The sequence below is a fragment of the Clostridium caldaquaticum genome, from assembly GCF_023806125.1.
In the GTDB taxonomy this organism is placed as follows: domain Bacteria; phylum Bacillota; class Clostridia; order Clostridiales; family Clostridiaceae; genus Clostridium_AT; species Clostridium_AT caldaquaticum.
In genome coordinates, this window is sequence record NZ_JAMSKT010000008.1 from 22,272 (window position 1) to 38,359 (window position 16,088).

General features: G+C 32.8%; 13 protein-coding genes and 1 riboswitch. Of the genes, 5 read left to right on the forward strand and 8 right to left on the reverse strand.

The window, feature by feature from the left end; translation table 11 throughout:
* Window positions 1-55: 55 nt before the first annotated feature.
* Both nrdG and nrdD read right to left on the reverse strand, forming a co-directional pair.
* Window positions 56-577: an anaerobic ribonucleoside-triphosphate reductase activating protein gene (gene nrdG / locus M2651_RS06585; RefSeq protein ID WP_252131556.1), complete on the reverse strand. Its 522-nt coding sequence runs from the start codon at window positions 575-577 to the stop codon at window positions 56-58.
* Window positions 578-630: 53 nt separating this feature from the next.
* Entirely contained in the window at window positions 631-2,751 is a 2,121-nt protein-coding gene (gene nrdD / locus M2651_RS06590; protein WP_252131557.1) for an anaerobic ribonucleoside-triphosphate reductase, read from the reverse strand.
* A gap of 263 nt (window positions 2,752-3,014) precedes the next feature.
* Between nrdD and M2651_RS06595 the strand changes: the two genes are divergently transcribed.
* On the forward strand, window positions 3,015-4,070 hold the full coding sequence (locus M2651_RS06595) for a DUF3048 domain-containing protein (protein ID WP_252131558.1): 1,056 nt from the start codon (window positions 3,015-3,017) through the stop codon (window positions 4,068-4,070).
* Window positions 4,071-4,125: 55 nt separating this feature from the next.
* On the opposite strand, the gene M2651_RS06600 is transcribed toward M2651_RS06595, so the two are convergent.
* Genes M2651_RS06600 through M2651_RS06610 form a run of 3 tightly spaced genes read right to left on the reverse strand, consistent with a single transcriptional unit; the run spans window position 4,126 to window position 9,194 of the window.
* Window positions 4,126-6,255, reverse strand: coding sequence for a HelD family protein (locus tag M2651_RS06600; protein ID WP_252131657.1), 2,130 nt, complete (start codon window positions 6,253-6,255; stop codon window positions 4,126-4,128).
* 28 nt (window positions 6,256-6,283) lie between these two features.
* Window positions 6,284-8,092 carry an ATP-dependent zinc metalloprotease FtsH gene (gene ftsH / locus M2651_RS06605; RefSeq protein ID WP_252131559.1) on the reverse strand — a complete coding sequence of 603 codons (1,809 nt, stop codon included), beginning with the start codon at window positions 8,090-8,092 and terminating at the stop codon, window positions 6,284-6,286.
* Window positions 8,093-8,102: 10 nt separating this feature from the next.
* Window positions 8,103-9,194 carry a dipeptide epimerase gene (locus tag M2651_RS06610; RefSeq protein WP_252131560.1) on the reverse strand — a complete coding sequence of 364 codons (1,092 nt, stop codon included), beginning with the start codon at window positions 9,192-9,194 and terminating at the stop codon, window positions 8,103-8,105.
* Between the two features lie 315 nt (window positions 9,195-9,509).
* Between M2651_RS06610 and M2651_RS06615 the strand changes: the two genes are divergently transcribed.
* From M2651_RS06615 to thiT, 4 genes are all read left to right on the forward strand, one after another.
* Window positions 9,510-10,082 carry a sigma-70 family RNA polymerase sigma factor gene (locus tag M2651_RS06615; RefSeq protein WP_252131561.1) on the forward strand — a complete coding sequence of 191 codons (573 nt, stop codon included), beginning with the start codon at window positions 9,510-9,512 and terminating at the stop codon, window positions 10,080-10,082.
* Window positions 10,083-10,133: 51 nt separating this feature from the next.
* The gene (locus M2651_RS06620; RefSeq protein WP_252131562.1) at window positions 10,134-10,289 is read left to right on the forward strand and encodes a hypothetical protein; all 156 of its coding nucleotides are present in this window, start codon (window positions 10,134-10,136) and stop codon (window positions 10,287-10,289) included.
* Entirely contained in the window at window positions 10,289-10,468 is a 180-nt protein-coding gene (locus M2651_RS06625; protein ID WP_252131563.1) for a hypothetical protein, read from the forward strand. Before M2651_RS06620 ends, M2651_RS06625 begins: the two co-directional genes overlap by 1 nt.
* A gap of 58 nt (window positions 10,469-10,526) precedes the next feature.
* Window positions 10,527-10,628: riboswitch (TPP riboswitch) on the forward strand.
* 74 nt (window positions 10,629-10,702) lie between these two features.
* Window positions 10,703-11,413 (forward strand): energy-coupled thiamine transporter ThiT, encoded by a 711-nt coding sequence (thiT, locus tag M2651_RS06630; RefSeq protein WP_252131564.1) that lies wholly within the window; start codon window positions 10,703-10,705, stop codon window positions 11,411-11,413.
* 33 nt (window positions 11,414-11,446) lie between these two features.
* Here the strand turns inward: thiT and M2651_RS06635 are convergent, their stop codons facing one another.
* From M2651_RS06635 to M2651_RS06645, 3 genes are all read right to left on the reverse strand, one after another.
* Complete coding sequence (locus M2651_RS06635; RefSeq protein WP_252131565.1) at window positions 11,447-11,635, reverse strand: ferredoxin; 189 nt, start codon at window positions 11,633-11,635, stop codon at window positions 11,447-11,449.
* Between the two features lie 138 nt (window positions 11,636-11,773).
* Window positions 11,774-12,616, reverse strand: a complete 843-nt coding sequence (locus M2651_RS06640) for an Mrp/NBP35 family ATP-binding protein (RefSeq protein ID WP_252131566.1) — start codon at window positions 12,614-12,616, stop codon at window positions 11,774-11,776.
* A 239-nt stretch (window positions 12,617-12,855) separates the two neighbouring features.
* The gene (locus M2651_RS06645) at window positions 12,856-15,894 is read right to left on the reverse strand and encodes a glycosyl hydrolase (RefSeq protein ID WP_252131567.1); all 3,039 of its coding nucleotides are present in this window, start codon (window positions 15,892-15,894) and stop codon (window positions 12,856-12,858) included.
* Between the last annotated feature and the right edge of the window lie 194 nt (window positions 15,895-16,088).

The window sequence follows — 16,088 nt, forward strand, 5'->3', positions numbered from 1 at the left end:
TCTTTAACATTTTATCTGTTTCTAATATAAAAACCAAGCAATTTTTGCTTGGTTTTTATTTGTCTAAATCTAATGCAACTGCTCCCATAACCTCAATGCTGCTTTTCACATCGATTATTCTCTGATTGGCTGAACCTCTGAATCTAAGCGCAGAATCTTTTTTATCTTCTTCAAACTTCCCATCTACAAGCACATCCACATATTTTAAAAGCTCACTCCAGCCTCTCTTTTTATTATGATGCTGCAGTATATATTCAAAAGTATACCCCGTATAGCACCATACACTAAGTCCCATAGCTTTTACTGCTTTAGCTATATAGGAAAACTTATCTGCCTGCTCCCAAGGCTCTCCTCCACTGAAGGTAACTCCTTTAAGTAGAGGGTTTCTTCTTATATCTTCAATAATAATATCCATATCCATAAGTTCTCCCTTATCATAAGAATGAGTGTGGGGACTAAAACAGTTTTTACAATTATGGGGACATCCTTGTGCAAAAATCACTCTTCTTATCCCTGGACCATTTACAAGACTTTCTTGAAGTATTCCCGCTAGTCTTATTTTTTTATCAAAACTCATCAGTTCTCACCTGCAATTTAATAAAAATTATCCACATTTACAGTAAGGCTTTATTAACAATTCACATTTTTATAAACACTGGCGTGGCTTTCTGTATGTGATTTTCTGTCTTTTCTTTCAGCATTTTTTCCAGCACCAAATCTTTCATCTAAGCTTAAATACCCAGTTACTCTTGAAACACCTTGTATATTATAACTTCCACATCTGCATTTGTGCTCACCGTTTTTTAAGTAAGTACCGCAGTCTCTGCAATACCTTATATGAAAGTTTATACCTATATAACTTATATTAGTATGCTTATAAGCATAATCCAATATATCCATGATAATATCTTCTGTAGGGTAGTCGTCTAGTTCAATATAGCTTATATGCCCTGCATTGCACAGCTTATGATAAGGTGCTTCTATGTCTATCTTATCTTTTATAGATATAGGGAACCCAACTGGAATATGATAGCTGTTAGTATAATAATCCTTATCAGTTACTCCCTTTATTTCTCCAAAAACCTTCTTATCCTGAAGTATAAATCTGCCGCTTAAACCTTCAGCTGGTGTTGCGTAAGTACTCCAATTAAGTTTTGTCTCCTTAGTAAGTTTATCTGTATAATTTCTTATATGAGTTATTATTTTAACTCCTAGTTCCCTTGCTTTTTCATCTTCTCCATGATGCTTTCCTGTTAATGCAACAAGAGTTTCAGCTAAACCTATCCAGCCTATAGCCCAAGTTCCTTGTTTTAAAATTGGCTCAATAGAATCATCAGGGGATAGTCCCTCTGAACCTTTCATAAGTCCTTGACCTGCAACAAAAGGCAAATCCTTAACCCTTAGTTTTTTTAACACCTCATATCTGTGCATTAATGCTTCTCTTGCCAATTCTAATTTACCATTTAATAATGAAAAGAATTTATCTATATCACCTTTAGCGAGTATCCCAAGTCTAGGAAGATTAATTGTTGTTGGAGCAATATTCCCTCTACCTTTAGTACCTGGCTCTCCATTTATGTTGGACATTATATAAGTTCTACAGCCCATTGTAGCAGGCATATATCCTTTATCAAAGTATGCCTTATTAAAGTCAGAATCTATATTCATAAAGGTTGGGTTCATTCGCTTAGCTGCAACCCTGCAAGCTAATTTGTAAAGGTAATGATAAGGATCATTTTTTTCTCTGTTTACTCCTTCTTTCACTCTAAAAATTATATTTGGAAATATTGGCTGTTCTCCTTTACCTAACCCTTTTTCATACTCCTTAAGAAATACTTCGCATACTAAAGCAGCATCCTTGCTATATGGTATTCCTAAATTAATAGAGGAAAAAGGTACCTGACTACCTGCACGTGAATGCATTGTATTAAGATTATAAACTATTCCCTGCATAGCCTGATGAACAGTTTTTACAAGTTTTTTCTCCACTGCCTCTTCAAGTTTTTTTCCTTCTAACCCTAATTCTATTAATTCCTTTCTTATCTCCTGTCTTGTAGGCTCTATAAAAACTGACATATCATTATCAAAATCAGGATGAGACTGGCCCCCAAACATATCATTCTGTGTTCCCTGCAGCAGTATACAGGATAATTCAGCCGCTGATTCAATACGTTTAGGCCTGTTTATAGTTCCATAGCCTGTATTAAAACCTCTTTCAAGAATTTCCTTTGTAGGTATATGTAAACAGTTAGTAGTCAGATTATATGAATCAAGGTCATGGTAATAAATATCTCCATTTTCATGTGCCTTTGCCAGATGTTTCGGCATCATTGCTAAGTTATGCCATTTATTCGATTCACTGGCTATTCTTAAAAGCTTAGAGCTGAAATTATTTCCGACATTTGCATTATCGCGATCAGTTTCTACCCCAATTCTCTCAATAGCCTTCATTAAATCTGATTTAATTTCTCTAACTTTGTTTCTTTCTTTTCTATAATTTGAATATGTAGTCTGCAGCAATTTATAATCGCTCTCAGATAGTATGTTTTCTACTATATTCTGCACTTCTTCCACAGCCACTTCTTCTTTACATAAATCTTCAATCTTTTTAATAACTTTTTGAGTTAATTCTACAGCTTCACTTTCTTTTAGGTTATAAGCAATTTCTTCTGCTGCCCCTTTAATTGCATTAGTTATTTTGACGGAATTAAACTCAACCCTTCTCCCGTCTCTCTTCACAACATGTAGCATATTTTTTCCTCCCCGAACACAATATATTGTTCTTGGAATATTATAATGCAGGATTTCTTTTCTAGCAATTTTTAAAAAATGCTTTTAACAATATTATCACCTTTAAGGTTAAATTACCTCTTATTTTTACTCTTTTTTAATAATAATTAAATTTCTTTATACTCATATAAATTGAGTGTGCAAAACTAAAAATGAATATATGGAAATAAAATTATATATTATAATAAATATGGTATAATATGCTATATTAGGAGATGATAAAATTGAAAAGCAAATTTACTGTTATAATACTTTTAAGCCTAACACTTAGTGTATCTGCTGGATGTTCTAAAATTAAAAAGAATTTAATCCAAGTTCCATCTAAGTCAAACTCTGAAACGGAACCTGCTGCCCCTGTAAATAATTTTATTAAAGAACCAAACAAAAAACAGGCTGAATTTTTTGCTCCCTTCACTGGAGAAGAAGTTGACGAAAAAACCTATAATAATGTTCCTTTTATGGCTATAATAGAAAATTCAAAAGATGCAAGACCTCAATCCGGACTTGTTGATGCAGATATCGTATACGAAACTATGGCTGAAGGCGGCATACCAAGAACTATTGCAATTTTTCAGAAAAACAGCCCTGAGAAAATAGGCCCTATTAGAAGCGCCCGTTCTTATTTTTTAAATTTATCACGGGAATATAACCTTGCATTTGCACACTGCGGGGCTAGTGATGAAGCAGACGAGATGATACAAAAAAACAAACTCATGTCTCTTAATGAATTTGCATATACAGGTTTTTATTGGAGAGAAAGAGACAGAAAAGCTCCTCACAATTTATATACCTCTGCTGATAGAATTAGGGATGCTATTGTTTCAAGAAAATATAATAAACCAGTAAATGTTAAGTTTTCTTTTGATAAAAGTTTCTGGAATAACAATCAAAACTTTAAAACTGCAATTAATATAAATTTAAAGTTAAGCAAATACTATAGCACTTCCTACACCTATAAAGATGGTAAATATTATAAATCTATGAACGGAACGGCCTCATTAAATAAAGAAGATGCCAGACCTTTAGCCTTTACCAATATTGTAATTCAAGCTACCAGCATAAAACAGAAAAAGGATAGTATACTCGTTGATATAACTTTAACAGGTCAAGGCGATGGATATGTAATAAGCAATGGAAAATACATTAAAATGAAATGGTCTAAAAAAGATTTAAATTCTCAAACAATATTAACGGATGAGAACGGAACAAAAATTCCATTAAATCCAGGCAATACTTGGTGGAATATTATAGACAAAAGTGATATTGTAGAGATTCAATAAAGAAAAAAATTAAAGTAGTCTGTAAAAAGTATTAACTTTTTACAGACTACTTTAATTATAGTTTAAACACTCTTAATTCATGCAATGCCCTGGTAGCCATTACATAGTTTAGTTTGCTTTCTCCTTCTCTTTTAGTATCCTGAACTAATATAACAGCATCAAATTCAAGTCCTTTTGCAAAATAGGAAGGAATTACTACAATTCCCCCTGTGTAAATTATATCTTCCCTATCTATAACTTTAACATGCTCTCTTTCTTTTAAAACCTTTCCTATTCTATCCGTCTCTTCTAGGTCTCTGCAAAGTACTGCAATATTCTCATATTCTTTTTGCTGAAGCTTGTGAAGAGCATCGTAGATTTTATCAATAAGTTCCTCTTCGCTGCTTATTGTTTCCTCAATAACAGCTTCTCCATTTCTTACGAGAGGAACTATTCTGTTATCCTTTAGAAACTTATTAGCATACTCCATTATTTCCTTAGTAGACCTATAACTTTTATCTAATTTAAAATACTCTACAGTTAACGCAGGTAATATCTCCTCAATACCTAACATAGGAGTTATTCCTTTAAGAGGCAGTAATCTTTGATTGCTGTCTCCTACTATAGTCATAGAACTGCATCTTGTGAGCTCTTTTATTACTAAAAACTGTACCGCACTATAATCCTGTGCTTCGTCAATTACCACATGCTTAGTTTCTTCTTTTATTCTTAAACCTTCAAGCCTGATTTTAAGATATAAAACAGGAGCTAAATCATCTTGAGTTAATTTTTTATATCCATTAAATTCATTATAAAGTTCTAAACAATCGGCATTATTAATCCACGTTAATTCTTTCTTAGCTCTCATAACTTCAGAGATAACTTCTCTTATTTGAATTTTTCTCATTAAATTTAATGAAGTTTCATGAATTTCAAGTTCTGATTTTGATAGCTTTGAAATTTTTTCATTATATTCCTTCTGTATTTTTCTTACCTTTTCATCCCTTACATCTCTAAGCTTTAAGTATATTATTCTCTTTATCTTTTTACTTCTTCTAAAAAGAGGCATATTCTTATAATAATCTTTAAATAACTTTTCTATCTCTTCTTTGTCTGCGACAACTTTATCGTAGAATTTTACACTCTGAACTTTAAAGTATTCATCATCCAGCTTAGTTATAAAATCATCAAGTTCTTTTACATAATCCATAGAACTCTTATGAATTATTTCACTTATAAACTCTTTATCATTCTTTAATACTTTCTCCATATAGTCTTTAAAATTCATTACATTGCTTATACCTAATATATCTATAGCAAAATCTCTGAAAGTAGTTTGCCTAACACCTACTTCTCCAAGGCTTGGAAGCACAGTTCCTATGTATTCCATAAAAATGCTGTTAGGTCCAAGTATTAAAACCTTGTCTTGCAGAGTGTCTCTATAATTATAGAGCAGATAAGCAACTCTATGAAGAGCAATTGTAGTTTTACCGCTGCCTGCCACACCATCAACTACAATAGTTTTATCCTTTGGCTGTCTAATCAGATTATCCTGCTCTTCCTGTATAGTCATTATAATATCTCTAAGCTTGGAAGTAGTGTTTCCACTTAATACCATCTGAAGAATATCGTCTTTAACATCTAAGGCTGAGTCAAACATTCCAAGAAGTTTACCCTTCTTAATTATAAACTGCCTTTTTAAAAGTATATTTACATCTATCCTTCCCGCAGGCGCCATATAAGAATTTTCTCCCAGTCTGCTTGTGTAAAAGAGTGAAGAAATAGGTGCTCTCCAGTCTACAACTACAGGTTCATATTCGCCCTCTGGAGTCATCCCAAACCTTCCTACGTATATAGTATCGACACCTTCAAAGTTCTCTTCCTTAAAATCAACTCTTCCGAAATAAGGAGCAGAAAGAAGTATTGTAAGTTCCTTAAGTCTTCTGTCAATTGTTTTAAAAGCCTCTTCTTTAACAAACCTTTCATGATCGAAATATTCTATTACTTTATCTTCATCATCTCTATACTCTTCTAAAACCTTTTTTCTATAATCCTGAATATAGTTAGAAACATCTTTTCTTTTTTCAACATAATTTAATATTTCTTTATTTATAAGAGAAATAACTTCCTCAAGCTTTTGTTTCTCAACATTAAGCTGCATTTCCTTTTCAATGCTTAACTCTTTTTCCAGACTTAAATCATTAATTTCCAACCCTATCACCTCTTTAATTCCTCTATTCTCCCCTGACTTCTCTTACCATTTCCATAAATTCATCACCCATGATAGTCTCTTTCTCTAAAAGTCTTTCAGCAATTTTTCTCATAAGTTCCCTGTTATTTTTCAAAATATCTATAGCTGTTTTATGTGCCTCTTTAATTATTTTTAATGTTTCTTCGTCTATAGCCGCTGCAGTTTCTGCACTGCAGTTTTGCACTGGTCTGCCATCTAAATACCTGTTTGATGGAGATTCAAGTCCCATCATATCAAATTTTTCAGACATACCATACATTGATACCATGCTTCTTGCAGTCTGAGTGGCTTTTTCAATATCATTTGAAGCTCCTGTAGAAATTGAATTAAACTCTACTTCCTCTGCAGCTCTGCCTCCAAGAAGTATTGCTATTTCATTAAAGAGTTCCTCCTTTGTAATAAGATATTTATCCTCCTCAGGAAGCTGCAAAGTATAACCTAAAGCTCCCATAGTTCTTGGAACAATAGTTATCTTATGAACAGGATCCGTTCCCTTTAATAGTGCTGCAACAAGTGCATGACCTACTTCATGGAAAGCTACGGTTTTCTTTTCTTTGTCAGACATAATTCTGTCTTTCTTTTCCTTACCTGCTATTATTACCTCAATGGCATCTTCCAAGTCCTCTTGTATTATCTCTTTTCTGTTGTTTTTAACTGCTCTAAGTGCTGCTTCATTTACCATATTAGCTAAATCTGCTCCTACAGCACCTGGAGTAGCCTTTGCTATAGCTTCCACATCTAAATCCTTAGAGTATTTAACACTTTTTAGATGAACTCTTAAAATAGCTTCTCTTCCTTTTAAATCAGGTCTATCTACAATAACTCTTCTGTCAAATCTTCCAGGTCTTAAAAGTGCTTTATCAAGTATTTCTGGTCTGTTAGTAGCTGCAAGTATTACTACAGGCTTACTAGAATCAAACCCATCCATCTCAGCTAAAAGCTGATTTAATGTCTGCTCTCTTTCATCATTTCCGCTTAAATTACCTTCTCTGCTCTTTCCTATAGCATCTATTTCATCTATAAATATTATGCATGGAGCTTTCTCTGCCGCTTGTTTAAACAAATCTCTGACTCTAGCAGCTCCCATACCAACAAACATCTCTACAAATTCAGAACCTGACATTGAAAAGAAAGGAACCTTTGCCTCACCAGCCACAGCCTTTGCAAGCAAAGTTTTTCCTGTTCCTGGCGGTCCAACTAATAAAGCCCCCTTTGGAAGCTTAGCACCTATCTCTGCATATTTTTTAGGGTTATTAAGAAAATCTACTATTTCTGCTAAGGATTCCTTAGCCTCTTCCTGTCCTGCTACATCTGCAAAAGTCTTTCCTGTTTCATTTTCAGCATAAAGCTTTGCAGTGTTTTTCCCAAAGGACATAACTCCGCTGCCAAACTTTTTATCCAGTCTTCCAAAAATAAGTCTTCCTAAAAAGGTAAAAAGTATTATAGGCAGCACCCAATTAAAGAAGAAATTTTTAATTGGATTGTTATTTGGAGCTACTCCTCCAAATTGAACTCCTGCGGCAGTCAGCTTCTCTACTAGCTTAGGGTCGTTAACATTAACTGTATATAATATTTTCTTCTTTTGTCCCTCTTCAACCTTAGGAATAACAATTATTCTATCATTTGATATCTGAACTTCCTCTACCTTTTTTTCTGAAATCAGACTCAAAAACTCATTATATTTAATGCTTTGTGTAGTTAAATCTACTATTAAAAAATTTATAATCATAAGTAATATTGCTGCTCCTATAATGTAGTAAGCTGCATACTTATATTTCTTATTATCAAACATCTCTTTCCTCCTAACTTAATTCCACCCATCCTTGTACATCTGTAATTCCAAGTCCTGGAGCATCTGAAAGTAAAATTTTATCTTTGTTAAAGCTTACTCCACCTATTACAGGGTCTTCTAACATTAGATTAACTGTATCAAGGTCTGCTCTAGTTATATTCTTTTTTCCACCTGAAAAACTTGCAGCGGCTGTAATACCTATCTTACTTTCAAGCATGCAGCCAATCATGCACTCTATCCCCATAGTTTCAGCAATGCTGTTTATTTTAGCTGCATTATAAAGCCCTCCGCATTTCATAAGCTTTATATTAACAAGATCCGCTGCTCTCATCTGTATTACCTTCAAAGCCTCATAAGAACTAAAAACAGCCTCATCGGCTAATATATCAGTCTCCACATTTTCAGTTACAAACTTTAATCCTTCCAAATCCCAGTACTTAACAGGCTGCTCCACAAGCTCAATATTAAGACCCATATCCTCAAATTTTCTTATGATTCTTACTGCTTCTTTGGGTTTCCAGCCTTGATTGGCATCAACTCTTATTGTTATATTTCCTCCAACTGCATCTCTTATGGCTTTAATTCTTTGTATATCCATACTAAAGTCTGTTCCTGCCTTAATCTTTAAAATATTAAAGCCTTGCTGAACAGCCTTTATTGAATCATTAACCATTTCCTCTAGAGAATTTACGCTTATAGTTATATCTGTAGTTATTTCGTTTCTATAGCCTCCAAAAAGCTTATACAAAGGCATGTTATATTTTTTCCCAAACAAGTCATAAACAGCCATATCTACCGCAGCTTTAGCACTTGTGTTTTTAATAATAGAACTATGAAGAACATTCATTATTCCCTCCATATTATCTATATCCATGCCTATAAGTTTTGGTTTTATTATACCCTTAACAGCACCTTCTATAGACGATTCTATCTCTCCTGTTATTACTGCAGTTGGCGTTGCACTTCCAAAACCAGCTTCACCGCTGTCAGAAATCACCTTTATAACTATTTCCTCAGCCCTATCTACAGTTCTTAAAGCAGTTTTAAAAGTTTTTTTCAAAGCAATGCTAACCTTTCCAACTTTTATATCTGCAATTTTCATTACATTCCTCCATGTTTAATAAATATATACATTACAAATTATAAACTAAAACAATAAATATACATACACATTTAATAAAATATTTAAAATTAATTCAGAGTTTTTTGTAATATTTTAATCTAATACAAAATAAAAAGTAGAAAATTTTTATTATTAATTTTATTAAAAATTCCTTTGATTATTAATTTAAATTTATAGGAACACATGTTTGTATACACTTTATTAAAAAGTTAAATTTATACAAATAGTCTTGAATAATTTATCATATAGCTGCTAGCAAAATTAACGGGCCCTATATTTAAGGAGAGTATTTTAATGGAATTAGAAAAATTAGTACTAGAAGCTAAAAAAGGCAATGATAAAGCTTATGAAGAAATAATTAATAGGTTTAAGGGATTTATCTGTAAACTTGCTAAAGAAACATATATTTCCGGCTATGATACTGAGGATTTGCTTCAAATTGGATATACTACTTTAATAAAAGCAATACGTAAATTTGACTTTAGTAAAAATAATAACTTTACAGTATATGTAACTTCTGCTATAAAAAATAACTTTTATTATGAAATAAGACAAAAAAGCAGGTATAATGGAGCAATCAGCTTAAACAAGGAGATTGATGAAGGTATCGAATTTATTGAAAATATTGTTTCTGATGAAGATATAGAAAAAGACTTTTTACTAAAAGAAAGCATAGAAGAACTGCATGCTGCTCTTAAAAAGCTTGAGCCTTTGGAAAGAGAGCTTATTGAACATATATATTTCAGCAATAATACAATGAAAAAATTTGCTGAATTAAAAGCAATTAACTATACAACTTGTACCAAATTAAAAGAGAAAGCGTTAAAAAAACTGAAAAACCTTATGTTATTGAATAATAAAGCTTAAATAATCAAAAAATATAAAAGTAAAAGATAATAAGATTAGGAGTTGATAATTATGGGTACAGGAAAGAGTGCAAAAGGAATCGTTGGTAAGTTTCCAATGGCTAGCAAACGTAAAGGCCCTATTGGAGAAGGAATAGATTTTGTTCAGAAAAACTTAACAACCGTTCCTGAAATAGATAAAACTATTAAGAACAGAAAGGATGACTAATGAAAGGCGTAGTTATAGATATATATCAAGCAGAGGCTTATGTTTCTCTTCAAGATGGCAGAAATATATGTGTTGGCCTAGCACATCTGCCTTCCAATATCAAAACTGGTACTAGTATAAATATACCAATGGATTCAACCTCAATGACAAACCATAAAATATCTAATGGAATATTTTAAGCTTAAAATTTTATCTTGAACAATCATTATAAATTTAATATAATATTTGTTGAAGAAAATATTGTGCTAGGGGTGCCTTTAGGCTGAGAGATGAAGAATTTCATTAACCCTCATACCTGATCTGGATAATACCAGCGTAGGAAAGCGATTTTAGTGTAGTTTAAAACCGTATTCCAATCTGGATACGGTTTTTTTATTGCTGCCTCTTAGCACAACATAAAAAGGAGGTATTTTATGAACACTTTTTTATCAACAAATTTTCTAAACGGCTTTAACTTTGAATTTAAGGGCATTGATTTGAAATCTATAGAAGAGGGCTTTGCTGAAGTGCCAAAACATCCTGTAGCTATATTTGCACTAATTGGCTTATTAGTATTAGCTTTCGTGCTTATTAAAGTAAAAAAAGTAAAGCTTACTACTAAAATTATGGCTCATATAGGTATGGCTCTTGCATTAGGTACAGTTTTAAAGATGATTAAATTCTATCAATTGCCTAATGGAGGAAGCGTATCACTTGGCAGCATGGTTCCTATATTTATTATAAGTTTATTTTATGGTTCTGAAATAGGGATACTTACAGGACTTCTATTTGGTCTGCTGGACTTTTTACTTGGTCCATATATACTGCATCCTGTACAAGTACTTTTTGATTACCCTCTTGCATTTGCCGCACTAGGAATAGCAGGATACTTTAAAGACAAAAATAAAGTACAAATGATATTTGGAATTGTACTTGCATTAATAGGAAGATTTTTATTTCATTTTATATCCGGAATTGTATTCTATGGAAGCTACGCTGAGGCTGGACAATCTGTAGCAGCTTACTCTTTCTGGTATAACTTAAGCTATATAGGTCCTGAAGGCCTTTTATGTATTATAATACTAGCTCTGCTGCCAATCAATGAATTATACAATGTAATAAACAGAACTTTAATAAAAAAGTAAGCAGATGAATACAACATCTGCTTACTTTTTTAATTAAGAAACTGAAATTGCATTAACTGGGCAGGATTCTTCTGCTTCTTTAGCGGAATCAGCTGCACCTTCAGGAACTTCATCTGTAATAACTCCAGCCTTTCCGTCATCTTCCATTTCAAAAACTTCTGGACATAACGATGGGCATAATCCACAAGATATGCATGCTTCCTTATCTACATTTGCTTTCATAATACGACCTCCGTTTACTTAAAATAAGTACAAAATAAAATTATGTACATTAATATTTATATTGTACCCTGAAAAAAATAAATTATTACAAAAATAAAAAAGAACAAACCCTAAAACTTAGAATCTGTTCTTTCAACTTTAAATTATTCTCATAAAATTTCCTAATAAATCACTATATTCAGATGAACTATTAATAAATTCTTCAACTTCGCCGCTTTCCATTTTTTCTACCAAATCTAAATTTATAGGAAGTTCTGCAATTAGAGGTATTCCTAAAGCTTCAGCCTGCTCCCCTGCTGACTTTTTACTAAACACCCTTTGCTTTTCGCCACAGGAACTGCATTTAATATAAGACATATTTTCAACTACACCATATACTCTTATGTTCATTTTTTGAGCCATAATAACTACCTTTTTAACTATCATAGTTACCATATCCTGAGGTGTAGCAGCTATAATTACTCCAGTTAGCGGAATACTTTGCATTACTGTCAACGCTAAATCTCCTGTTCCTGGAGGCATATCTATTAAAAGGTAATCAAGTTCTCCCCAATCTGTATCTCTATACATCTGTGTTAAAACCCCTGTCAATATAGGACCTCTCCAAATAACAGGCTGTTCTTCTTCCTCTGTTAAAAGATTTAAAGAAATTACCTTTATACCAGTAGAAGTTTCAACTGGTACAAACTTAGCCTCTTCCTCACTCTTTCCTGGAAGAACTGCTGCTCTTTCTTTATTTATACCAAAAAATCTTGGCATTGAAGGACCTGTAATATCACCGTCCAATACTCCAACCTTGTAACCTAGACTTCTAAGCTTTGTGGCAAGTATTCCTGTAACTGTGGATTTACCTACTCCTCCCTTGCCGCTCATAACTCCAATTATATTTTTAATGCTGCCGTAACTTGGTACTATCACTGAACAAGTATTTTCACTACTTCCGCACTTTCCCTTACTTGCACAGCTGTCACATTTTCCCATAAGTTTTCCCTCCTCTATTTTATCATAAAAAGTAATATAACTTATACCTCTTTAGTTTCTAATTGCATCATATATTATAACACAAAAACAAAATAAAAGCCCGTAACTAAATTTGCAAGCTGATATAAATAACCATTATATCACTCAACCTTCTTTTTAATTTTAAATATTAAAAAGGAAATCTCTAATTACAGCCAAATCACAAAAAGAGATTTCCATTAAAACATTTTAAGTTACAACTAAAAAATATTGTCAATAGTATAAGTAACTATAGTAACTTCTCCTGTCATACCATAATCCTGAAAATCAGTTTTAATTGTTTCAATGCCCCCGCTCATCATACTTTCAAAATTCAAAATTTTATCATAATAACCTCTTGCTTTTAAGCGATTGTTTAGTGTACTGGACACCTCTACCTTAATTATGTTTTCCCCTAAAACTAACAGTTCACTAATGTCCACCTTTAAGCTATTAAAATCAACTGCAGGAGCTTTCTTACCATTTACATATACAGCTGCTGAATTACCATTAGTAGAACCTATTTTAAGATATGCACCGTTATTTTCTGACCAAGTTTCAGGCAGTTTAAAAGTTGTTGTATAATACCCCACACCAGAAACTTCTTCTCCAACAGCTGAAATGTCTTTCCATGGTTTAAGCTCTGTTTTTCCTACCTGTATCTTTGTTTTCTTTGTTTCATAATAAACTTCCTTAGTTACATAACCAAGTCCTCTATCCTCTTGAATAGTAACTTTTTCACCTTCATTCCAATCCTCAACTTCAAGATACCATTCCTTTAAGTCAATATTATCTGGCACTTCAATTTCTTTTACTACAACAGAACCATCACTTAATTCTGTTCTATAAGTTCCACTTTCACAAGCTAGAACAAATATCTTACCTGAAGCTTGTAAAACTTTATGAGCATTGCTGGATACTGCATATACCTTATCTTTTTCACTAAGATTTAAAGCAATAACTGTAGCTTCACCTGGCTGTAATGTAATTTCAATAATGGTACATCCATTATCATAGCTATATATACCCAATTCGTTAATTTCTCCAGTCCAGCAGTTAAACTCATAAGGCTTACCTATACCATCTATAGCAATCTTACAAGTGAAGTTTTCCTTATCAGTGTACATATAATTATATACATAAAGATAACGAATATGCCCATCTTCTCTCATAAAAGTAAGAATATTTTTATTTGGCTCAGAAAATTTAGCACGAGGGTATACTCCAAGTAACATAAGAGCGTTGCAGGTTTGACTTTGGTCATTTACTTCAAGTACATTGCATAATGCTTTCATTTCACTCATAACTTCAGCCAATCTCTCGTTCATGTTGTCATTAAATGGAGTCATACTGGCTGCTTTAGCATGAGTTTTATTAATACCAAAGTGAAGTGTTTCGGTAGCTCCATTTACAATTACTACAGGTAATCCTTCCTTTGCCCATCTTAAAATCTGTTCTGCACTTGAAAGCGGCAATCCCTCTTGATAAATAATAAGGGCTTTATACCCAGGTCCATTAGGAGCAATAACCCCATTTCTAAACTCAATGCTATCTTCCTCTAAAATTTGTGGAGAAAAGTAATCATAAGTATAGCCTGAATTTTGAAGCATCATATCTTTCCAATATATTCCTTCATTGGCACGTAGCAGCCTGCTTTCATAAAGAGACTTTTCTTTAAAATCAAACATCATATACATATTATTAAAGTTATAATCAAGTCTTAAAATTCCAATATCTACACGTGGAGTTCCCTGCCTTAAAATCATTTGATATCTAGCCAGCATTGTGGTCCAATCATTATAATGCTGATAAGCAGGCTGTCGACATCCAAAACGTTCAGAAAATATTGGCCACATTCCCTCATGTCCAGGCCAATGAGTAGAGTCTTCAATTCCTGCAATGCTTGAGTAACCATGAAGTACTGTACGACTAACCCCTGCTGCAAATTGTGTAAAAATAATTTGAGTATAAAAGTCAAGTCCCATCATGTAATTCATCATAGTTGCACCAGTTTCGCTTGAATATAATCTGTTATATAGATGAGCAGGTCCAGCTAAATTTCGAAATGGTTCAATCTGTGATGCAAATTCCAAAGATTCAGTTTCTATACCATCTACATATTTTCCAGGCTGAGATATTTCAAAAGGCAGACCATAAGATATTTCTGCGCGAAGTGTCATTCCTATGCTATGAAGCCACTCTTGAAGCGGTTTAAGCATATTATCCATATAAAGCTCTGTCATTGTTTGATAAAGGTCAATGCGTACTTTATCAATAAATTTTGTATCATCATCCTCATAATAATAATTAAAAGGTCCAAAAGGCATCATATTATTAGTTATTTTTATTATAAAAGGAAGATATGGAGTAAGATCATACCCACGTCGTTTTTTGAATTCCTCTAAAAGATGATATCCCCAGAGCTGACCTCCTTTACCAAAAGTAGACAACTCCAAAGAATCCATATACATCTGAACTCTTCCATTTTGTTTTATATAATTTTTAAGTTCAGGAGTAATCACTTCTTTGTTCCAATAATCTATAAGTGCCTCTACACCATACTTATCTAAATAATTTATGGTATATGAAACACTGACTGAAGGAGTAGCAATTTGACCAGTACCGTGCATCCAGAAAGTAAAAAGTTCGTATTCTCCATCATCTGGTGCTGTCCAATGAAGAGTTCTATTTTCTCCTTCACCCTCAACCTTTTCAGTTAATACGATTACAGTATTTTTATCTAAGTAAACTTTATTCTCTTTTTTAGAAACACGCTTTACTGCAACAACAGCAATTAATTCTTGAATACTAAATTTTGCTGTATGGAATACAGAGTTAAGATTTTCTGCCGGCATTACTTTTTCTAAAATACCTGTGCGGGTTTGTCCTGCCGCAACTGTTTCAACAGTAAAGTCTAATTCTTTTGCAGCAGCCTTATCATCTGGAGTGATAGTTGTCAGATTAGCATTTGACCAGTTTGTACCACTTGTTAAACTAGCACCCATTTTTTTCTTGGTAGTTTCTTTTATAATTAATTGTGAGTCATGAATCCATTCTTCAGAACCCCAGCCATAGCGTGAAGAATCTGCTCCCTGCTCATCCATTGCCAAGAATTCAACAGCACCAAATCCAGCATCATATAACATTTGAATGTCTTTTTTCAACGTCTCATCAGTATGAAACCCCTCTGCCAGCCACCACCTTACTTCCGGCCAGTACTCTATTTCTGGCTTTTCAAATTTTTTCTTTAATAAATCCATAGAAATCCCTCCCAATTTAAATTTATATCTAATTATTAAATGTCTTATCTAAATTGTATAAACCTATATATTGTTTTTATATGACTAGATTTCATTAATACTGTGACTATTTTTTATGTTCTATACAATGTTTTTAAAATGTGATACTATATTTTTACAAATATTTAAATTTCCTCTAGTCAAGGGATGGTGTA